The organism is Thalassorhabdus alkalitolerans, assembly GCF_042656525.1.
GTDB classification, from domain to species: domain Bacteria; phylum Bacillota; class Bacilli; order Bacillales; family Marinococcaceae; genus Thalassorhabdus; species Thalassorhabdus alkalitolerans.
This window is the reverse complement of the sequence record NZ_JBHSOZ010000003.1, coordinates 464,874-485,210: the sequence shown is the minus strand read 5'-3', so window position 1 is coordinate 485,210 and position 20,337 is coordinate 464,874. Positions and strand designations below refer to the sequence as shown.

Here is a 20,337-nt window from a genome sequence, read left to right as displayed (position 1 = left end):
CATTCATGGAACAATCCTTTCATGCGACCACCATATTTGCAGTCCACCATAATGGAAAAGGGGCGATGGCAGGAGATGGCCAGGTAACCTTTGGACAGTCGGTGGTGATGAAACATACAGCAAAAAAAGTAAGAAAGATCTACAATGGCAAAGTACTTGCCGGGTTTGCCGGTTCGGTAGCAGACGCGTTCACTCTGTTTGAGAAGTTTGAGGTGAAGCTTCAGGAGTTTAGCGGTGATTTAAAAAGAGCCGCTGTAGAGCTTGCTAAGGAATGGCGCAGTGATAAGGTATTAAGGCGTTTGGAGGCCATGTTGATTGTGATGGATAAAGAGATCATTCTCTTAGTTTCAGGCACGGGTGAGGTGATTGAGCCAGACGATGGGATATTAGCTATCGGCTCAGGAGGAAATTTTGCTTTGGCGGCTGGAAGAGCACTAAAGAGAAATGCGACTCATATGAGTGCAAAGGAAATGGCTGAAGAATCCTTGAAAACCGCTGGCGATATCTGCGTGTTTACAAATGATCAGCTTGTTGTTGAGGAAATATAAGGCCTTGGCTCCGGATGCTTCATGTTCAACAAATTTTGATGAAAGGGGAGAACCCGTTTGGAAACCCCATTAAGCCCAAGACAGATTGTTGAAAAGCTGGATCAATACATTGTTGGTCAAAAAGACGCAAAACGTTCAGTAGCTGTTGCTTTACGAAACAGGTACCGTCGCAGTAAGCTAGAAGAGAGTCTAAAAGATGATATCACACCTAAGAATATTTTAATGATTGGTCCGACAGGAGTAGGAAAGACAGAAATTGCAAGACGTCTGGCAAAACTTGTAGGAGCTCCTTTCATTAAAGTCGAAGCGACCAAATTTACTGAAGTTGGCTATGTAGGACGTGATGTCGAATCAATGGTAAGGGACTTGGTGGAATCAGCTGCTCGTCTTGTGAAAGAGGAGAAGATGTCGGAGGTAAGAAAACAGGCTGAAGAGCTGGCCAACAAAAAGCTTGTCAAACTTTTGGCTCCTGCCGCCAAAAAACAAAATCAGCAATTTTCCAATCCTTTTGAAATGATTTTTCAGCAACAGGAGAAGCAGTCAGAAGAAACAGAAGAGGAAGACCAAACCGTTTCACAAAAGAGAAGGCAGCTTGCTCACCAGCTGGCGATGGGTGAGCTTGAGGATCACCTTGTCACAGTAGAGGTAGAGGAGCAGACACAATCCTTTATGGATATGTTTCAAGGCGCTGGCATGGAGCAGATGGGCATGAATATGCAAGAAATGCTTGGAAATATGATGCCAAAGAAAAAGAAAAAGCGCCGACTTGCAGTAAGGGAAGCCAGGAAGCTTCTCATTGAAGACGAAGCTCAAAAGCTCATTGATATGGATGAGGTTTCCCAAGAGGCTGTTTCAAAGGCTGAACAGCTGGGTATCATTTTCATAGATGAAATTGATAAAGTGGCAGCGAAGCAGCAAGGAGGAAATGCGGATGTGTCCCGAGAAGGGGTGCAAAGAGACATTCTTCCTGTTGTTGAAGGTTCTACGGTAAGCACAAAATTTGGCCCGGTAAAAACAGACCATATGTTATTTGTGGCAGCTGGCGCTTTTCACATTGCAAAGCCGTCTGATTTAATCCCTGAGCTGCAGGGGAGGTTTCCAATCAGGGTAGAGCTGTCCAGCTTAACAATTGAAGATTTCGTGCGCATTCTAACCGAACCGACAAATGCCCTTCTGAAACAATATCAAGCTTTATTAGGCACAGAAGGTATAAATGTGGAATTTTCTGACGATGCTGTACGTAAAATCGCTGAAATGGCACAAAGTGTGAATCAAAACACGGAGAATATCGGGGCGCGTCGGCTCCATACGCTGCTGGAACGTTTGCTGGAGGATTTATCATTTGAAGCCCCTGATATCACCTTAGAAAAAATCACTATCACACCAGAGTATGTAGAGGAAAAGCTGTCTTCCATCACAAAAGATCGAGATATGAGTCAATATATTTTATAGGATGTCAGGAGGAAAATGGTATGGATCTATTAAATAGATCAAGAAAGATTAATGATATGCTGCAAAAAACAGCTGGAGACCATGTGAATTTTAAAGATATGGCTGAAACAATGAGTGAGGTCATTGATGCCAATATCTTTGTAGTCAGCCGTCGAGGAAAGTTATTGGGTTATTCGTTGAAGCAGGAAATAGAGAACGATCGCATGCAACAGATGCTTGAAGAACGGAAGTTTCCAGAAGAGTATACAACCGGACTTTTTAAGATTGAGGAAACATCTCCTAACCTGGATGTAAATAGTGATTATACAGCATTCCCTATTGAGAACCGTGACCTTTTCAGCTCAGGTTTAACCACCATTGTGCCGATCATTGGGGGAGGACAGCGATTAGGAACTTTAGTGCTTGCCCGTCTTAATGATTCATTTGACGATGACGATCTTATTCTTGCCGAGTACGGTGCAACTGTAGTTGGTATGGAAATCCTCCATGAAAAAACACAGGAGATTGAAGAGGAAGCACGAAGCAAGGCTGTCGTACAAATGGCTATCAGCTCTCTGTCTTATAGTGAACTGGAAGCTGTTGAACATATTTTTGAAGAGCTCGATGGAAAAGAAGGACTCCTGGTAGCGAGTAAAATAGCAGACCGTGTAGGGATTACCCGCTCGGTAATTGTTAATGCACTACGTAAGCTGGAAAGTGCAGGAGTTATTGAGTCCCGCTCACTAGGGATGAAAGGAACGTATATAAAGATCTTAAACGATAAATTTTTAGTGGAGTTGGAGAAGTTAAAAACAAGCTGACTAAATAGAATCTTGAAAAACCAGGGAGCATTGTGCTCCCTGGTTTTTTTTAGATCAGAAAGGAAAGCGTTTTCATCTCTTCGTAAGGTCAATTGTCCAAAAAGAAGGACATTGCTCCTCATCTATTAAGAAAAAAACAGAGGATAACCAAAAATATGGAACATTATTAGGTCAAAGGTACTGAATCTTATAGATCAATGAGGTTGGGTCTTTGCTAGTGATATAGAAAATATTAAGAAGAAAGTTAGACATATCTCACATATTTTAATACAATTTAGCCTATGGTCCTGCGTTTTGCCTGTTATTTTTACAAATATCGCCAAAAATCATCTCTGGTAGGAAAAATGTCATACATAATTCGGAGGGGAAGTAATGGATATTTTTAATAACTCCACCTTTCAGCTTTTAGGCCAAGGGCTTCATGGAGCATCAAAGCAGCAAAAGAACATTGCTGACAATATAGCTAATATTGACACTCCTCGTTACAAAGCAAAAAAGACACACTTTAAACATACCCTTAATGAATCACTTCAAAACCTAAATTTGCAATCTCACAAAACAGATGATCGCCATCTTGATTTTGGAGGGTCTCAGAAAGGGGTCTATACGACCGTGAACCAGAATACTACGTTCAATCACAACCTTAATAACGTGGATATAGATTATGAAATGGCTGAATTATCCAAAAATCAGATTTATTATAACGGATTAATAGAACGAATGAACGGAAAATTGAATAGTCTTCAAACCGCTATACGAGGAGGGAGATAATATGTCTCTGTTTCAAGGAATAAACTCTTCTGCATCGGCTCTTACGTCCCAGCGTCTGCGAATGGATGTAGCTTCTGCAAATATGGCTAATGCTGAGACGACCCGGGGCGCTTTTGTAGATGGGGAATGGGAACCATACCGCAGAAAAAATGTGGCTTTCGCACCTAATAGCAGTAATTTTGCTTCCCAATTTCAACAAGCTCTTAAAAGCAATCAACAGGCTGGCGGCGGGGTGAAAGTAACTGAGATTGTGGAAGATGAATCTCCTTTTCGACAGGTGTATCAACCTGAACACCCGGATGCTGACGAAGAAGGATACGTTGCCATGCCAAATGTGGATCCGTTAAAAGAGATGGTAAATATAATGGGAGCTACTCGCTCCTATGAAGCAAATGTCACAGTAATGAACAGTTCAAAAAATATGATGCTGAAAGCTCTTGAAATAGGAAGAGGCTGATAACAAGGAGGAACGGAGATGGAACTGTATTCAATCGGCGACAGCAGAACTCTTGATAACATGCAAACGAAAAAAACGCCCGCTGAAGCTCATCAGTCATTTAAGGAATCCTTTACCCATGCATTAAGTCAGGTCAATGAGACCATGAAGGAATCTGACAAAATGACTGAAAAGCTGGCTGCAGGAAAAGCAGAAAACTTACATGACGTGATGATAGCTGCTCAGAAATCAAGCATTTCCTTACAGGCCACTGTTGAGGTTAGAAACAAAGTAATTGAAGCCTATCAGGAAGTCATGAGAATGCAAGTGTAATAGAATAATTTATTTATTGAAGGTGCGGGAGCTGGAGGCGGCATGAACGAGAAATTTCTCACTTATAAAAATAAAACAATTGAATATTGGCAGCAAAGAACTAAACAACAAAAATTAGCGTTCATTGGGATTCTCTCTTTTTTAATTATCCTCATGGTTCTGGCCATTCTCTTTAGCACCCGGTCTACATACACACCTCTTTACTCAAACCTAACAGTACAGGAAACAGGGCAGATTAAAGAAACTCTCGATGCCCGAGGCATTTCTTCTCAAGTGTCAGATGACGGGACAACGATAAAAGTGCCAGAGGAGTTAGTCGATACACTGAAAGTAGAACTGGCAGCTGAAGGAATTCCTCAAAGCGGCTCCATCGATTACTCATTTGTCGAGGACCGAATGGGTTTTGGAATGACAGACAGCGAGTTTTCAGTGATGGAAAGAGCGGCCATGCAGACAGAACTTGCAAATTTAATTCGGGGAATTGACGGGGTGAATCAGGCGAATGTAATGATCACTCTTCCTGAAGAATCAACATGGGTATCGGATCAGCCTGGGGAAGCCTCGGCTTCGATCGTTCTTCATACTGCTGGGGGATATCAGCCCGACCAGCAGCAAGTTCGGTCATTGTACCACCTGGTTTCAAAAAGTGTCCCAAGCCTTCCTGTGGATAATATCGTCATCATGAACCAGATGTTTGAACATTTTTATTATGAAGACCATCAAACAGACAGTACTTTATCTGCATTTGACCAGCAGCGTTCCATTCAGCGTGAAATTGAACAAGATATTCAAAGAGAGCTGCAGCAAATGCTCGGTACGATGATGGGCCAGGATAAAGTTCTCGTTTCTGTGACAACGGATATAGATTTTACTCAAGAGAATCGAGAAGAGTCTCTGGTTGAGCCAGTTGATGAAGAAAATATGGAAGGTATTGCAGTAAGTGTAGAACGGATAACAGAAACCTATGAAGGAAACGGTGCTCCAGATGGCGGTATTGTTGGTGCAGATGAAGAGGATATCCCTGCTTTTCCAGCAGAAGCTGGAGCAGGGGAGGGTGAATACGAAAGAATAGAAGATCGAATCAATAATGAAGTGAACCGTATCCATCGGGAAATAGTAGAAAGCCCTTATAAAGTCAGGGATATCGGTGTCCAGGTTATGGTTGAGCCTCCCGATCCTGAAGATCCGGCTACTCTTCCGGCAGATCGTATAAACGACATACAGGAAATATTGGGAACCATTGTGAGAACAAGCATAGACCAGGAATATACAGCTGATCTTACTGAAGCGGATATCGAGGATAAGATCTTTGTTTCCTCGCATCCATTTATTGGAAAAGTTGAAATGGAGCCTGAGCAAGGTGCAGGCATTCCTGTGTGGCTTTATATTGCAGGCGGCGTGTTAATAGCAGTCATCATTTTGCTTATTATTCTTCTCCTCCGATCCAGAAGACAAGTAATTGAGGAAGAAGAATTGATGGAAACTACAATTTCCAGTGAATATGAAGACTTGCCAGAGCCGGAAGAAACAGAAGAAGAGGCAAAAAGAAAGCAGCTTGAAAGAATGGCTAAAGAGCGGCCGGAAGAGTTTTCTAAATTACTGCGCACTTGGCTTTCAGATGATTAGGAGGGTGGAAAATGATTAAGAAAAAAAGCGGGTTAACGGGAAAACAAAAAGCTGCTATCCTTCTCATTTCATTGGGTCCTGATGTGTCGGCTCAGGTGTATAAGCAATTAACAGAAGAAGAGATTGAAAAGGTAACGTTAGAAATAGCAAACGTGCGAAAAGTGGAAAGTGAAATAAAGGCCACCGTCCTTGAGGAATTTCATCAAATTGTAATGGCACAGGATTATATTTCCCAAGGAGGCATTGGTTACGCGAAAAGCGTTTTGGAGAAAGCTCTTGGAGAAAATGAGGCGATGGAGGTTATTGAGCGTCTTACCTCCACCCTGCAAGTCAGGCCATTTGATTTTGCCCGCAAGGCTGACCCGTCCCAGATTTTAAATTTTATCCAGAACGAACATCCGCAGACCATTGCTTTAATTCTTTCTTACTTGGAATCTGTTCAAGCGGGCCAGATCTTATCGGAGCTTCCCGAGGAACTTCAAGCTGATGTTGCAAAAAGGATTGCTCTGATGGATAGCACTTCACCGGAAATTGTGAATGAAGTGGAATCCATACTTGAAAAGAAACTCTCTGCAACAGTGGTGCAGGATTATACGGAAGCCGGAGGGGTGGAATCTGTCGTAGAAGTGTTAAATAGCGTAGACCGGAGCACAGAACGCACCATACTGGAATCCCTGGAAATTCAAGATCCGGAATTAGCAGACGAGATCAAGAAAAGAATGTTTGTATTTGAAGATATTGTTACACTCGATAACCGCTCAATTCAGCGAGTGATCAGGGAAGTGGAAAATGATGATCTTCAACTCGCTCTTAAGGTGGCAAGTGATGAAGTGAAGGACATCATCTTTAATAATATGTCACAACGAATGTCTGAAACGTTTAAAGAAGAAATGGAGTTTATGGGACCTGTGAGACTTCGTGACGTTGAAGAAGCTCAAAGTAGAATTGTAGGTTCAGTAAGGACCTTAGAAGAAGCCGGCGAGATTGTCATTGCGCGAGGGGGTGGAGATGACATTGTCGTTTAGGGTGATCAAAGGGAAAGCAGATTTTTCTCATGGCAGTCACACACCTTTGCCAAGGCAAATATCGATTAAGAAGCTTTCTTCTTCTCAAGGGGAGAGGAAGGAAGAATTCGGGCCGGCACAATCAGAATATTCCCCAGAAGATGAGATAGCCGCAGCAGCGAAAGAAAAAGAAAAGATAATCAGTGAAGCGTTAAAAGAGAGAGAACGAATGATCAGGCAGGCTTACGATGAAGCTGACAGAATACAAATGGCGGTAAGCCAGGAAGAAGAAAGTTCTAAGCAGCGTATTCAGCTTGCGTATGAAGAAGCAAGAGAAAAAGGTTTTTTAGAAGGGTATGAAGCTGGAAAACAGGAAGGGAAAGAAGAGTATGTAACTGCGGTCGATGATGCTAAACATTTAATTCAACAGGCAAAGCAAGAATATATCCGTTATCTTGAAGAAGCAGAGCCTGTTATTTTAAATATCGCTCTTGCAGTGGCAGACCGCATCTTGTACCAGGCACTCGAAGATGAGCCTGAAAGGTGGACAGATATTGTAAAGAAAGCTGTCCAGGAAGTGAAAGAGCAAGAAGAAGTTACTATATTTGTTCCCCCATCCCAATTTGAGCAAATACAACAACAGACTGAGGAAATCAAAGAGCTTCTTAGCTATTCACAAATGCTCAGAATATACCCTGACAGTCAGTTAGATTCCGGAGGATGTGTGATTGAAACCTCTTATGGAAGACTGGATGCCTCATTGGATAGTCAGTTAAAGGAACTAAAAGAGCAGCTGATTGAAGTGCTGAAGGAGGAGGCTCATGAAAGCAGCCGAGCTCATTGAGGAAATTAAAGAATTAAGCCCTTATAAAAAACTTGGAAAAGTGACAAAAGTGGTAGGGCTGACTATTGAATCAAGAGGACCTCATACCTCAGTAGGAGATTTATGCAAAATCCATGTTTCAAAGGCAAAAGAACCAGTTCTGGCTGAAGTTGTTGGGTTTAAAGAAAAAAGCGTACTTTTAATGCCCCTGACAACTACGAAAAACATTTCTCCCGGATGCCTGGTAGAATCAACCCGCAAGCCCTTGGAAATAAAAGCCGGACGGGGTCTGATAGGGGAAGTGCTTGATGGCTGCGGACAGTTACTAAGTGGCAGAGAATTGCCTAAAGGGCTTTCCTCGATCCCTACAGAACAAGACCCGCCAAACCCTTTGCAAAGACCAAGGATAACAGAGCCTTTATCTCTAGGAGTAAAAGCGATAGACGGTCTCCTTACTGTAGGAAAGGGCCAGCGTGTCGGGGTATTTGCAGGGAGTGGAGTCGGCAAAAGCACATTGCTTGCTATGATTACAAAAAACTCTGAAGCTGATGTGAATGTAATTGCTTTAATTGGTGAAAGAGGAAGAGAAGTAAAGGATTTTATTGAACGTGATTTGGGAGAAGAAGGATTAAAAAAGTCTGTGATTGTAGCTGCCACCTCCGATCAGCCTGCTTTAATGAGAATTAAAGGAGCAATGACCGCGACAGCGATTGCGGAATATTTTCGGAGCCAGGGCCTTCATGTCAATTTACTTATGGATTCTGTCACCCGTTTTGCAATGGCTCAAAGAGAAGTTGGTTTGGCGATTGGTGAGCCTCCTACGACCAAAGGATATACTCCATCGGTTTTTGCTATGCTTCCCAGGCTTTTAGAGAGAGCTGGCACAGATGAGAGAGGGTCAATCACTGCTTTTTATACGGTCTTAGTAGATGGAGACGATATGAATGAACCGATTGCAGATGCTGTGAGAGGGATTTTAGACGGACATATGGTGCTTGACAGAGAGTTGGCGAATAAAGGCCATTATCCAGCCATCCACGTTTTAAAAAGCATAAGCCGGGTGATGGGAGATATCACTCATTCAACGCATCAGGAGTCAGCTGAAAACTTACGGTATTTATTGTCAACGTATTACGATTCCGAAGACCTCATCAATATCGGCGCCTATAAAAAAGGTTCTTCCTCTCACATAGATGAAGCGATCGATGCGTACCCGGATATATTGACCTTTCTTCAACAAAGAACAGATGAAAAATATACATATGAAGAAATCATTAAGGCTCTACAAAAGCGATTTGAAGGGGGAGGAGTTCAGGCATGAGCTTTCAATTTTCATTGAAAAAATTACTTGAAATGAAAGAAAACGCCCGAGTGTCAGCTGAAGAGGAATACAGCCGTTCTGTTACTAAATTTGAGGAAAAAGCTACACATCTGTATCACCTCCTAAAAAGAAAAGAAGAGGCTGAAGCCTTTTACGGAGAAAAAATGAAGCACGGCATGCCAATCCATGAACTTCAAACGGCAGAATCTTCTCTCATGCTTCTACACCAGGACGTCATGAAAGCAAAGGTGTCAGCCGATCATGCCAGAGTGTTGATGAATTCCAAAAAAAATGAAATGCAGTACGCGTTTATAGAGTATAAGAAATATGAGAGGATTCGTGAGCAAAAAAGACGAGAGTATGAGTATGGCTTGAAAAAAGAAGAAGAGAAAATAATGGACGAAATTTCTATTCAGAAATATGCAGCACGGTGAGGGAAAAAAGAATGGGTAAAAATAGTGGAAATAATAAAGAAAGGGAAGGAGCAAGCAAGCTTCAATGGATTTTGCTTATTATTATCATCCCAGGATTTTTTGCCATGGTTGTGGGCCTTGTGATTCTCTCTTTTCTAGGCTTTAGCATTGCAGAACCAGCCAAGAATATCGCATCTAACATCCCGGTTATTTCATCACTTGTAGATTCAAGAGAGGGAGCTGAAGCAGAAGAACATGAAAGAGAGGATATGATTGCTACCATTGAAGAGCAAGAACAGAGAATCTATCAACTAGAACAGGAACTTGAAGCAAGTGAAGGTGCCCTTCAAGAGCTGGAGGAAAGTATAGAAGCAGAGGAAAATGAGGAACAAGAAGACGCAGAAATTGAGGGGGGACAGGCTGAAATCAAAGAGCTTGCCAGGGTTTATGAATCGATGTCTCCTAAAAGAGCTGCAGCCATTTTAGGAGAGATGAGTACTGCTGACATCATCATTCATATGAGTGAGATGAGAACGGAGAGCAGAGGCCAGATTTTAGCTAAGATGGAGCCGGAGCAGGCTGCTGAAGTGATGGCAGCTTTATCTTATCAATGATCTATATGGTGAAAGGAGGTGAACTTTATGAATGATGTAATGATGGGTCAGTTGTTTTCTAAAGAAGTTATGCCCCAGCAGCTTGCAGAGGAAAAAGTCAATCCCTTGTCTGAACACAATGAAGGCTTTTCTGTTTTGCTGACAGCTTTGCTCTCTTCTCCTTTCCAAGATAACGAAAATTCCTTGTCACTAGACGACTCTTCGTACCAGCACGAGGAGATTCATGCAGAATGGGAGATATTCATTCAAGCCATAGAAGGGCTGGCTGAAAAGCTTGAAAAAAAGTGGGAGAGAAAACTAGAACCCTCTATGGGAACCTCCTTGCCTGAGTGGGAGCATCAGTTTGATCAATTGCCGCTTCTTGTACAAGAAGCAATTACGAAAATGATGAAGGAAGAGACAAGCCTGCTCGATGTTGTTTCGGAAGTTTCCCAAATGAAGCGGGGAGGAAACAAAACCTCTATTGTGGACCTTCCATTACCCACTCAAGACAAAGAGACCTACTCTGACAGCATCAATCCTACTACCGAAGGCAAAGAGATTCTCTCTGACAACATCTATTCAATTACTGAAGGCAAAGAAATAGACTCTGACGGTTTCCTTGGAAAAACAGGCGAAAATATGACGCCAACCCCATTACCCCTGAAGCTGCTTTCCCTGTCGTCTATAGAGGAGTCCATGATAGAGAACAAACCGTTTGAAGAAGAGGAAAGCGTAAAGGAAGCCGTCAAGGTATTGGCTGCAGCGGGACTTTTTGTCTTACAGGAGGAGGGTGTTCCCATTGAGGACCTAGTTCGAGAATTGCCCCTTTCTCAACAGCAGGGCTTTCTTGTTTCAATGGGTGGTTTGTTCCCGGAAAGCAGGACTATTTCAGAGGCTTTACGTCAGATTTCACCGAATCCAGGTGAGAATACCAATAATAGCGAAAGAGGAAATCAGCTTCACCGGTATATCAACGATCCTCCCCCTTTTTTCAAAACTGTGGATAAAAAGAATGGTAGAGAAACACAAAGAGGGGAAATCATACCTGCAGCAAAGGAATTATTTTCTAAAAGTCACAGTCAGTCGCCTGCGCAGCTTCCTTTGTCCGTTAGTACCTCTGAAGGAATGACAACAGGCAGTAAAGCTGAACAGCTGTATATTTATCTTGGGGAAAACAAGACCACATACAGGCGGAAGCAGGAGTTTATAAGACAGTTTCAGGAAATCATGGGCCGCTCCAACCTCCAACAGCTTTCAAATGGCCAGCAGCAGCTGTCAATAAAGCTGTTCCCTGAAAACTTAGGCCGACTGGATATTCAGTTCACCCATGTAGATGGTAAGTTAGCAGCCAGGATGATTGTGTCTTCTTCTGGTGCAAGAGAGTTAATTGAATCACAAATCTCCCAGCTTCGTCTTCTCTTTCAGCAGCAAAATCTTTCTGTAGAAAAAATTGAAATAGCCCAGCACCCTTCCTGGGACGACGATAAAGAAGAAAAGGAATCTTCTTCTCAAAAGGATAGAAGAGATACTGATCAAGAGGAAAAGCAAGAAGAAGAAAATGATCCTAGAAGACAAGAATTTGCTGACTTTCTAGAAAAGGAAAGGATAAATACTGAGATCTAAGGGGGAGCCATGACAAATACGATACATTCATCCTTTGGTATTGCTGAGCAGCACAATGTACCTGTTAAAGAAGCTCAAGGCAATATTATGGGAAAAGATGATTTTCTCAAAATTCTTATTACCCAGCTTCAAAATCAGGATCCATTAAATCCAATGGAAGATAAAGAGTTTATTGCACAGATGGCCAATTTTTCTTCATTAGAGCAGATGACCAATATGAACAAAACTCTTGAACGTTTTATCACATCACAACAAAGCAGCGCGCTTGTTCAAAATAGTGAACTTATAGGAAGAAAAGTCACCTGGGAACGTGAAGTAGAGGTGGATGAACATAGGACCCAAACAGTTACAGAACAACATGGAGTTCTTTCCGTAAAACAAGAAAAAGACGGAACCATCCGGGTCCTGCTTGATAACAACCGTTGGGTTACAAATAAACAAATTATTGAAATTCACGGGCAATAGCAAGTGAAAGGCGGAAAAAATGAGTATTCCTATTCAATCTTATGGATTGCATCAATTGCCTCATCCTCAAAAACATATTCCCGAAAATAATAAGATTGAAACATCTTATTTTCAGAAATTGTTTACAGAAGAACTCGCCGGGCCTACTAGTTTAAAAATCAGCAAACATGCTGATAAACGGCTTGCTGCAAGAGAGGTAACAATTTCCCCTGAGCAATGGAAAAAGATTGACGAACAAATAAAAAGTGCAAAGAAAAAGGGAGTAAATGAGTCGCTGGTTCTCACTGATAAGGCTGCATTAATTGTAAGCGCCAAAAATGAGACAGTTATTACAGCAATGAATAGACAGGAAGCAAACGGTCAAATATTTACAAACATAAATGGGACAATTGTTTTATAGAAGGCCCGACCTGCCAAGGAAGCCTTTAGCTGTAGATCGACTGATACAGTGAGTTTCAAAACAGAGGGAGGAAAAACATATGCTTCGTTCAATGTATTCTGGAATATCAGGAATGAACAATTTTCAAACGAAATTAGATGTCATAGGAAATAACATTGCTAATGTAAATACTTTTGGTTTTAAAAAAGGAAGAACGACGTTTAAGGATATGGTGAGCCAACAGATGGCGGGTGCCACTGGACCGCAGGCAGGGCAAGGAGGAACAAATCCAATTCAGGTAGGTCTGGGATCTCAGATTGGCTCTATTGATACGATCATGACCCAGGGGAGCCTGCAAAATACGAACCGGGAGCTTGATTTAGGAATCTCTGGAGACGGCTTTTTTACTGTAACAGATGGAGATGCTGACTATTATACGAGAGCGGGGAATTTCTACTTAGATGAAGACGGTTCTATTGTAAACAGTGAAGGCATGTACCTGGTAGGTGCTGGCGGAGCCTCTCCTATTACAGTACCTGCTACATCTCAAAGCTTTAGTATCGGCCAGGATGGAACAGTTAATATCATTAACGAAAATGGAGACCTTGTGGCAGGCGATCAGGTTGGTCTTGCTATTTTTGATAATCCGGAAGGCCTTTCCAAAATAGGCGGGAATCTTTATCAGGAAACAGCCAACTCAGGACCGGCAGTACTTGGAGCTCCTGCCGCAGGGGGGGCAGGAAGCCTGGTTGCTGGAACATTGGAAATGTCCAACGTTGATTTATCAGAGGAATTTACAGAAATGATAGTCTCTCAAAGAGGTTTCCAGGCTAATACGAGAATCATTACAACCTCAGATGAAATTCTGCAAGAATTAGTCAATTTAAAACGGTAATTTATAACAAAGGGAGGGCAGAGCTGCGAACTCCTTGGCTCTGATGACGAATATGATTGAACTAACAAGGTTAAATGGGCAGACTTTTTATCTTCACGCCCTGTTAATAGAACAGATTCAAGCCTTTCCTGATACTACCATTCTTCTCACGAACGGAAAATCTATTATCGTCAAAGAATCGATGACAGGAGTAAAGGAAAAAATGCAGGCTTTTTATTCCTCTATCGGCTTAGTCGGTACAACGGCCATGAAAGGAGGAGATAAGGAATGAAAAAAAATAAACTTCTCAGTATTATGGCCGTTATGCTTGTATCCATTACGTTATTAGGCGTGCTGGCGATCGTCCTTTTTAATTACCTTTCTGACGACCAGGAAGTAACCGCTGAACCAAGTATTGAGGAAGTGATTGAAAACTCCTGGGAGACAGAGGAAATTACAACCAATCTATCCTCTAACCATTTTATTCGAGCCCAATTCAGGATTCATCTGGATTCCAAGCATACCAGAGAGGAAATTAAGCAAAGAGATTTTCAAGTTAACAATTTGATTATCCGAGAACTGGCCAACCTTAAAGCGAGCGACCTTCAAAGTAAAGAAGGAATTGAAGAGTTAGAAGCTTCGCTTGTTGAGCAATTAAATGAAATGGTAGAAGACGGCAAAGTAGTGAACGTGTATACAACTCAGCGGATGATCCAATAAAAGAATTCTATTGGAATAGGGAAAAGAGGTGAGCGATTTGGCTGATGTGTTATCACAAAATGAAATTGATGCATTACTTTCAGCGATCTCTACTGGAGAGATGGATGCAGAGGAACTGCGAAAGGAAGAAGAAAAACAAAAAATTCACACCTATGACTTTAAAAGAGCGGTGCGATTTTCAAAAGATCAGATCAGGAGCTTATCAAGAATACATGAAAATTTTTCCCGCTTGCTCACCACTACCTTTTCAGCACAGCTTCGAACGTTTGTACAGATATCTGTAGCCTCTGTAGACCAATTGCCTTACGAAGAATTTATTTCCTCTATTCCTCAAATGACGTTGTTAAATGTTTTTGAGCCATACCCGTTAGAAGGCAGGTTTCTAGTCGAAGTAAATCCTAATATTGGCTATGTCATGCTGGATCGGATGCTTGGCGGAAAAGGGGCCAGCTTTAATAAAATTGATACGTTAACAGAAATTGAAACTAGAATACTAAAGCAGCTTTTTCAAAGAATGCTTGAAACGTTTCAAGAAGCCTGGGAATCTGTGATCAGTATTGAGGCTGAAATGCATGCATTAGAGGTTAACCCTCAGTTTCTGCAAATGGTATCTCCAAATGAAACAGTGGTGGTAATTTCCTTGTCTACGACAATTAATGAAGCTTCCGGGATGATAAATATTTGTCTTCCTCATGTAGTACTTGAAGAAATTCTGCCAAAGCTCTCTGTGCATTACTGGATGCAGACCAAAAAGCAAAAAAGAGACAGCAATCATGAAAAAGCTTTGCAGGCAACCGTTCAAAAAGCTCCGCTTACTGTTCAAGCTTTGCTTGGGCATTCGCAAATTTCTATTGAAGACTTTCTTCAGTTGAGTCCTGGCGATGTTATTCAATTAAATCAGGGTATTCATGAACCCTTAGAAATACATGTTGAGGGAGAGAAAAAGTATTATGGGCAGCCTGGCAAGATGAAAAACAAAATGGCCGTCCAAGTAACCAGGGAGTATGAGGAGGGGGAAGAAAATTGAATGATGATATGCTCTCTCAAGAGGAGATTAATGAGTTGTTAAAAGGTGTAAACGGTGATAGTGATGAGACAGAAGCAACAGATTCTACGGCCTTAAATAATGAGAGAAATATAGAATCCTATTTAACGCCCATTGAACAAGATGCATTGGGAGAAATAGGGAATATTTCCTTTGGCAGCGCAGCAACCGCTTTGTCTCAATTGCTCAACCAAAAAGTGGAAATTACGACCCCTGTAGTTTCAGCAGTGGCTATGCATGAGCTGCAGACTGAATTTCCGGAGCCGTGTCTTTCCGTGAATGTAGAGTACACAGAAGGGTTTCAAGGAACAAATCTTTTAGTTATTAAAAGCAGTGATGCTTCTATTATTGCTGATCTAATGATGGGCGGAAGCGGTTCAGTTGAAGATAAAGAGCTTGGTGAAATGGAAATTAGTGCCGTGCAAGAGGCTATGAACCAAATGATGGGGTCAGCTTCAACGTCGATGTCTGCCATCTTTGGGAAACGAGTGGATATAACTCCCCCGGGAATTGAAATATTAGACGCTGAAACAAAAGAATCACCTGCTGATAACGAAGAAATGATAGTGAAAATATCTTTTCGTTTAAAGGTCGGAGAATTGATTGATTCCTCTATTATGCAAGTAGTCACCATTCCTTTTGCTAAAAAAATGATAAGTGAACTGATGGAGACTGAAGAACCTGATGGCGAGAGTAAGCCGTCTTCTGACACCAAGGGGCAAGAAGTAACCACACGTGAGACCTTAGCCAATAAGGAAGATTTTACTCAACATACAAAGAAAGCTGAGGATTTCATCAGCAGAGATGCTCTTCAAGAAACAGCTGCGGCCAGGTCTGACAGTTACAATGGCGGACCGGAAAACTTTCATTCCGAGCCGGACAGTGAAGTCCAAACTGCAGTATTCTCTAACTTTGAAGAGAGGGAAGGGAAAGCTGCGGAGCCAAAGAACCTGGATATGCTGTTGGACATACCACTTGACGTTACCGTAGAGCTCGGCAGGACAAAACGATCAATCAAAGACATTCTCGCCCTCTCTCATGGATCAATCATTGAACTCGATAAATTAGCCGGAGAGCCTATTGATATTTTAGTAAATCAAAAGCTGATAGCCAAAGGAGAGGTAGTGGTGATTGAAGAGAACTTTGGTGTCAGAGTGACAGATATTATCAGTCAAAAAGATAGAATAAAAAATTTAAATTAGCAGAGATATGAAAGGGGATATTAGCATGGGACAATCTGTATTAATAGTTGATGATGCATCTTTTATGAGGATGATGATTAAAGACATTCTGGTTAAAAACGGTTTTGAGATTGCCGGTGAGGCTCAAAATGGCGAGGAAGCTGTGGAGAGGTATAAAGAGCTATCCCCTGACCTGGTTACAATGGATATTACTATGCCTGAAAAAGATGGGGTAGCGGCATTAAAAGAAATTAAAGCTTTTGATGGCAATGCCAAAGTCATCATGTGTTCAGCTATGGGCCAGCAATCAATGGTAATAGATGCTATTCAAGCAGGTGCAAAGGACTTTATCGTGAAGCCTTTTCAGGCAGACCGTGTGATTGAAGCGATTAAAAAAACGTTAGGATAAAGTGTCGCCTCTTATGAAAAATTTTTTCGGTTTATTAATAATGATATGTTTTCTACTTATTTATTTCATGCCGCCCGGCTCCGTTTTTGCTGAAAGTAGTGAAAATGGAACGGTAAATGACTGGCTTCAAAATCAAGAGGAAGAGGGTTCGTTGTCTGATGCAAGTTCAGACAATGAACCTGTCTTAGCGGAAAGAAATCCTTTTCTCATGTTTGCTCAAATGATAGGCGCTCTCTTGTTTGTTATCGGCTTAATGTACATGCTTTTAAAGTTTATTAGTAAAAAAACAAAATCTTATCACTCTGCCCGCACGCTTCAAAACATAGGAGGGGTGCCTCTTGGAAATCACAAATCTGTCCAGCTGGTGAAGGTAGGAAATCGCCTTCTTGTCGTCGGGGTGGGTGACTCTATTCATCTATTAAAAGAAATAAAAAATGAAGAAGAAATACAAGAAATTTTGAACAATGAAGACGGGCAAAACGATGAAGCCATGGAAAAAGCCACAGACTGGCTTCAAACCAAAATTCTGCGTAAGAAGCAGGATGACGATAACGTTAAACCTTTTCAATCTCTTTTAAACAGCCGTCTGGGTGAGTTAAAGGAAGCAAGAGAACAGGCGGGCCGCCGGGAAAAGGAGAGGGAACAATGATTATCTTTCTTCCAGCAGTAGATATTGGCAACCTGTTAAGCGATGATCCAGAAGACCTGGCAACCACCATACAGCTGATAATTATGTTAACGATCCTTTCACTGGCCCCTGCTATTTTAATTTTAATGACTTGCTTTACAAGAATCGTGGTGGTGCTCTCTTTTGTGAGAATGGGGATTGCTACTCAGCAGATGCCTCCCAATCAGGTGTTGATTAGTTTAGCCTTATTTTTAACCTTTTTTATTATGGCCCCTGTGTTTTCTCAAATAAATGATGAAGCGTTAACCCCTTTATTTGAGGGTGAAATTACACAAGAAGAAGCATTCCAGGAAGCAGCGTCACCAATAAAGGAATTTATGGCCCAGCACACCAGGGAAAAGGATTTGGCCCTGTTCATGGGGTACGCGGGTCTTGAGAGACCTGAATCACTCGATGATGTCCCTTTAACAGCTCTTATCCCTGCGTTTGCTATAAGTGAACTTAAAACGGCTTTTCAGATCGGCTTTTTAATTTTTGTCCCTTTTTTAGTCATTGACATGATAGTGGCCAGTGTTCTTATGTCGATGGGAATGATGATGCTTCCCCCGGTGATGATTTCACTTCCATTTAAAATTTTGTTATTTGTTTTGGTTGATGGATGGTATTTAATTGTTGAATCTTTGCTTTTAAGTTATTAAAGGTGGTATATGATGAGTCCGGAAATGGTTATAAGCTTGGCGGAAAACGGAGTATGGACAGTATTTCTGGTAGCAGGACCTTTGTTAGTCGTTGCGCTGGTCCTTGGTCTTGGGGTTGCAGTCTTTCAAGCAACCACTCAAATTCAAGAGCAGACGTTGGCCTTTATCCCGAAAATATTAGGAGTGCTTGCTTCTTTAATTATTTTTGGTCCGTGGATGCTGTCTCATGTGGTTCAATTTGCTCATCAAATTCTAAGCAATCTTCACCATTATGTAGGATAAGATGGACACAATGGAATGGATCAATCAATTTCCAGCCTTTTTATTAATCTTTGTACGAGTGCTGGCTTTTTTTACGACAATGCCGATTTTTGCATATAGAAACGTACCTAATACTTTTAAAATAGGCCTGGCTGTATTTATGGCGTTTACGATGATGTTTACTGTGGATGTACCGGAACTTGCCATCAATGCTGAATTTTTTTTGCTTGTCATTAAGGAAGCGTTAGTCGGACTGCTGGTAGGGCTTGTCGCAAGTATGCTGATTTACGCAGTACAAGTAGCCGGAATGTTTATTGATATTCTTATGGGATTTTTAGTGGCAAACGTTATTGATCCCCAGACAGGGGCTCAAAGTCCGCTTACCGGAGGATTCCTCTATGCATTTACCATGCTTTTTTTACTTGCGGTAGATGGACATCACCTACTTCTTGATGGCGTTTATTACAGCTATGAATTTGTTCCTCTGGAACAATTGTTTCTTCCTTTTGGAAATGGCTCGATCGCATACTTTGCCCTAACCACCTTTACGACGATGTTTATCATCGCTTTCCAAATGGCTTTCCCGATTATCGGGTGTTTGTTTTTAGTAGATGTAGCATTAGGGATGATGTCACGGGCTGTCCCTCAAATGAACGTTTTTGTAGTGGGCCTGCCTTTAAAAATCTTCCTTGGGCTCCCTCTTTTGGCCATTATGCTGCCTGGTTTCTTTTCTCTTGTATCTTATACATTTGAGGAAGCAGGCACAGCCATGAGGACATTGCTGGAATTGTTTGGAGGGGCATAAGAATGAAACTTCGCATGGAACTTCAGTTTTTTTCCCAGGAAAAAACAGAAAAGGCCACGCCCAAAAAAAGACAGGATTCCAGAAAAAAAGGACAAGTGGCAAAGAGTAATGACGTTAATACCGCACTCATTCTTCTGGCTGTCTTTTTATTTCTTTTTTTATATGCCGGAATCCTTGGCGACCACATTTTAAATATGATGGGGCATATATTTAGTGAATATTTACGCTGGGAAATCACTTCGTTTACGCTTACGGTGATATTAGAGGAGCTTGTGATGGAAACAGCAATTGTTCTGCTTCCGATCATGCTTGTAGCTATGGTGGCAGGTACAGCAGCTTCCATGATGCAGGTTGGTATCTTATTTGCCCCGGAAGCAATTAAATTTAAAGCTTCCAAGATCAACCCTATCCAGGGGTTTAAACGAATTTTTTCTGCGCGTGCTCTCGTTGAGCTTTTGAAGTCTCTTTTGAAAATCTCATTAGTGGGGATTCTTGTATTTTCCGTCATTTGGTTTAACCTTGACTCTCTATTGCTCCTTTCTCATAAAAACATAGAAGCGGGTTTTTTTGAAATAGCACAGCTTACAGGCCTTATTGGATCGGGGGTTGCCGTTCTTTTACTCTTTCTGTCAATTCCCGATTATATATATCAAAAATATGATCATGAAAAACAAATACGAATGTCAAAGCAGGACGTAAAAGATGAACATAAAAAGATGGAGGGAGATCCGCGAATTAAATCAAAGCGCCGCCAGAAACAAATGGATATGGCTATGCAAAGAATGATGCAGGAAGTTCCTAAAGCTGATGTGGTCATTACTAACCCCACTCATTACGCGATTGCATTAAAGTACGAGGAAGACAAGATGGAAGCCCCGGTGATTGTTGCAAAAGGGGTGGATTTTATGGCTATGAGAATTCGGATGGCTGCTGAAAAGAATGAGGTCGCCATGGTAGAAAATAAGCCCCTGGCAAGATCACTGTACAGTCACGGAAATATAGGAGACCACGTTCCGGAAGATTTATTTAAAGCGGTGGCGGAAGTGCTGGCTTATGTGTACCAGTTGAAAAATAAGCTGCCCTAAAAGGGAACAAATATGAGTTTACTGCAGAGATAAAAACAAGA

The 20,337-nt window shown here is 41.7% G+C and carries 26 protein-coding genes; all 26 read left to right on the top strand.

The window, feature by feature from the left end; genetic code table 11:
• The first annotated feature begins 5 nt into the window (after positions 1-5).
• The 26 genes from hslV (at position 6) to flhB (ending at position 20,296) form a co-directional block, all read left to right on the top strand.
• Positions 6-548 (top strand): ATP-dependent protease subunit HslV, encoded by a 543-nt coding sequence (hslV, locus tag ACFPU1_RS05065; protein WP_385939217.1) that lies wholly within the window; start codon positions 6-8, stop codon positions 546-548.
• 57 nt (positions 549-605) lie between these two features.
• Positions 606-2,000: an HslU--HslV peptidase ATPase subunit gene (gene hslU / locus ACFPU1_RS05060; protein ID WP_385939215.1), complete on the top strand. Its 1,395-nt coding sequence runs from the start codon at positions 606-608 to the stop codon at positions 1,998-2,000.
• Positions 2,001-2,020: 20 nt separating this feature from the next.
• The gene (codY, locus tag ACFPU1_RS05055) at positions 2,021-2,800 is read left to right on the top strand and encodes a GTP-sensing pleiotropic transcriptional regulator CodY (RefSeq protein WP_100399352.1); all 780 of its coding nucleotides are present in this window, start codon (positions 2,021-2,023) and stop codon (positions 2,798-2,800) included.
• 372 nt (positions 2,801-3,172) lie between these two features.
• The gene (gene flgB / locus ACFPU1_RS05050; RefSeq protein WP_385939212.1) at positions 3,173-3,571 is read left to right on the top strand and encodes a flagellar basal body rod protein FlgB; all 399 of its coding nucleotides are present in this window, start codon (positions 3,173-3,175) and stop codon (positions 3,569-3,571) included.
• A gap of 1 nt (position 3,572) precedes the next feature.
• The gene (gene flgC, locus ACFPU1_RS05045; protein ID WP_054635304.1) at positions 3,573-4,028 is read left to right on the top strand and encodes a flagellar basal body rod protein FlgC; all 456 of its coding nucleotides are present in this window, start codon (positions 3,573-3,575) and stop codon (positions 4,026-4,028) included.
• Positions 4,029-4,046: 18 nt separating this feature from the next.
• The gene (fliE, locus tag ACFPU1_RS05040; RefSeq protein ID WP_054635305.1) at positions 4,047-4,340 is read left to right on the top strand and encodes a flagellar hook-basal body complex protein FliE; all 294 of its coding nucleotides are present in this window, start codon (positions 4,047-4,049) and stop codon (positions 4,338-4,340) included.
• A gap of 42 nt (positions 4,341-4,382) precedes the next feature.
• Positions 4,383-5,966, top strand: coding sequence for a flagellar basal-body MS-ring/collar protein FliF (gene fliF, locus ACFPU1_RS05035; RefSeq protein WP_385939209.1), 1,584 nt, complete (start codon positions 4,383-4,385; stop codon positions 5,964-5,966).
• 11 nt (positions 5,967-5,977) lie between these two features.
• The gene (gene fliG, locus ACFPU1_RS05030; protein ID WP_054635306.1) at positions 5,978-6,991 is read left to right on the top strand and encodes a flagellar motor switch protein FliG; all 1,014 of its coding nucleotides are present in this window, start codon (positions 5,978-5,980) and stop codon (positions 6,989-6,991) included.
• Positions 6,975-7,814: a flagellar assembly protein FliH gene (fliH, locus tag ACFPU1_RS05025; RefSeq protein WP_385939207.1), complete on the top strand. Its 840-nt coding sequence runs from the start codon at positions 6,975-6,977 to the stop codon at positions 7,812-7,814. Before fliG ends, fliH begins: the two co-directional genes overlap by 17 nt.
• Entirely contained in the window at positions 7,792-9,114 is a 1,323-nt protein-coding gene (gene fliI, locus ACFPU1_RS05020; protein ID WP_054635309.1) for a flagellar protein export ATPase FliI, read from the top strand. The genes fliH and fliI overlap by 23 nt, the downstream gene beginning before the upstream one ends.
• Positions 9,111-9,548: a flagellar export protein FliJ gene (gene fliJ / locus ACFPU1_RS05015; RefSeq protein ID WP_385939205.1), complete on the top strand. Its 438-nt coding sequence runs from the start codon at positions 9,111-9,113 to the stop codon at positions 9,546-9,548. Before fliI ends, fliJ begins: the two co-directional genes overlap by 4 nt.
• Before the next feature lie 11 nt (positions 9,549-9,559).
• Positions 9,560-10,141: a MotE family protein gene (locus tag ACFPU1_RS05010; protein WP_054635311.1), complete on the top strand. Its 582-nt coding sequence runs from the start codon at positions 9,560-9,562 to the stop codon at positions 10,139-10,141.
• A 27-nt stretch (positions 10,142-10,168) separates the two neighbouring features.
• Positions 10,169-11,746 carry a flagellar hook-length control protein FliK gene (locus ACFPU1_RS05005; protein ID WP_385939202.1) on the top strand — a complete coding sequence of 526 codons (1,578 nt, stop codon included), beginning with the start codon at positions 10,169-10,171 and terminating at the stop codon, positions 11,744-11,746.
• Between the two features lie 9 nt (positions 11,747-11,755).
• Positions 11,756-12,211 carry a flagellar hook assembly protein FlgD gene (gene flgD, locus ACFPU1_RS05000; protein WP_385939200.1) on the top strand — a complete coding sequence of 152 codons (456 nt, stop codon included), beginning with the start codon at positions 11,756-11,758 and terminating at the stop codon, positions 12,209-12,211.
• 19 nt (positions 12,212-12,230) lie between these two features.
• On the top strand, positions 12,231-12,611 hold the full coding sequence (locus tag ACFPU1_RS04995) for a TIGR02530 family flagellar biosynthesis protein (protein WP_385939198.1): 381 nt from the start codon (positions 12,231-12,233) through the stop codon (positions 12,609-12,611).
• Between the two features lie 79 nt (positions 12,612-12,690).
• Positions 12,691-13,485, top strand: coding sequence for a flagellar basal body rod protein FlgG (gene flgG / locus ACFPU1_RS04990; RefSeq protein ID WP_385939196.1), 795 nt, complete (start codon positions 12,691-12,693; stop codon positions 13,483-13,485).
• Positions 13,486-13,537: 52 nt separating this feature from the next.
• Positions 13,538-13,756, top strand: coding sequence for a flagellar FlbD family protein (locus tag ACFPU1_RS04985; protein WP_385940458.1), 219 nt, complete (start codon positions 13,538-13,540; stop codon positions 13,754-13,756).
• Complete coding sequence (fliL, locus tag ACFPU1_RS04980; RefSeq protein ID WP_385939194.1) at positions 13,753-14,184, top strand: flagellar basal body-associated protein FliL; 432 nt, start codon at positions 13,753-13,755, stop codon at positions 14,182-14,184. Before ACFPU1_RS04985 ends, fliL begins: the two co-directional genes overlap by 4 nt.
• A gap of 37 nt (positions 14,185-14,221) precedes the next feature.
• Entirely contained in the window at positions 14,222-15,211 is a 990-nt protein-coding gene (fliM, locus tag ACFPU1_RS04975) for a flagellar motor switch protein FliM (protein WP_385939192.1), read from the top strand.
• Positions 15,208-16,431, top strand: a complete 1,224-nt coding sequence (gene fliY / locus ACFPU1_RS04970) for a flagellar motor switch phosphatase FliY (protein WP_385939190.1) — start codon at positions 15,208-15,210, stop codon at positions 16,429-16,431. Before fliM ends, fliY begins: the two co-directional genes overlap by 4 nt.
• Positions 16,432-16,456: 25 nt before the next feature.
• Positions 16,457-16,819 carry a response regulator gene (locus ACFPU1_RS04965; RefSeq protein ID WP_054635316.1) on the top strand — a complete coding sequence of 121 codons (363 nt, stop codon included), beginning with the start codon at positions 16,457-16,459 and terminating at the stop codon, positions 16,817-16,819.
• A 13-nt stretch (positions 16,820-16,832) separates the two neighbouring features.
• The gene (fliO, locus tag ACFPU1_RS04960) at positions 16,833-17,468 is read left to right on the top strand and encodes a flagellar biosynthetic protein FliO (protein ID WP_385939188.1); all 636 of its coding nucleotides are present in this window, start codon (positions 16,833-16,835) and stop codon (positions 17,466-17,468) included.
• Positions 17,465-18,145: a flagellar type III secretion system pore protein FliP gene (gene fliP, locus ACFPU1_RS04955; protein WP_385939186.1), complete on the top strand. Its 681-nt coding sequence runs from the start codon at positions 17,465-17,467 to the stop codon at positions 18,143-18,145. The genes fliO and fliP overlap by 4 nt, the downstream gene beginning before the upstream one ends.
• A 12-nt stretch (positions 18,146-18,157) precedes the next feature.
• Positions 18,158-18,427 (top strand): flagellar biosynthesis protein FliQ, encoded by a 270-nt coding sequence (gene fliQ, locus ACFPU1_RS04950; protein ID WP_054635318.1) that lies wholly within the window; start codon positions 18,158-18,160, stop codon positions 18,425-18,427.
• Positions 18,428-18,437: 10 nt separating this feature from the next.
• Entirely contained in the window at positions 18,438-19,211 is a 774-nt protein-coding gene (gene fliR, locus ACFPU1_RS04945) for a flagellar biosynthetic protein FliR (protein WP_385939184.1), read from the top strand.
• A gap of 2 nt (positions 19,212-19,213) precedes the next feature.
• Complete coding sequence (gene flhB / locus ACFPU1_RS04940; RefSeq protein ID WP_385939182.1) at positions 19,214-20,296, top strand: flagellar biosynthesis protein FlhB; 1,083 nt, start codon at positions 19,214-19,216, stop codon at positions 20,294-20,296.
• Positions 20,297-20,337 lie beyond the last annotated feature (41 nt).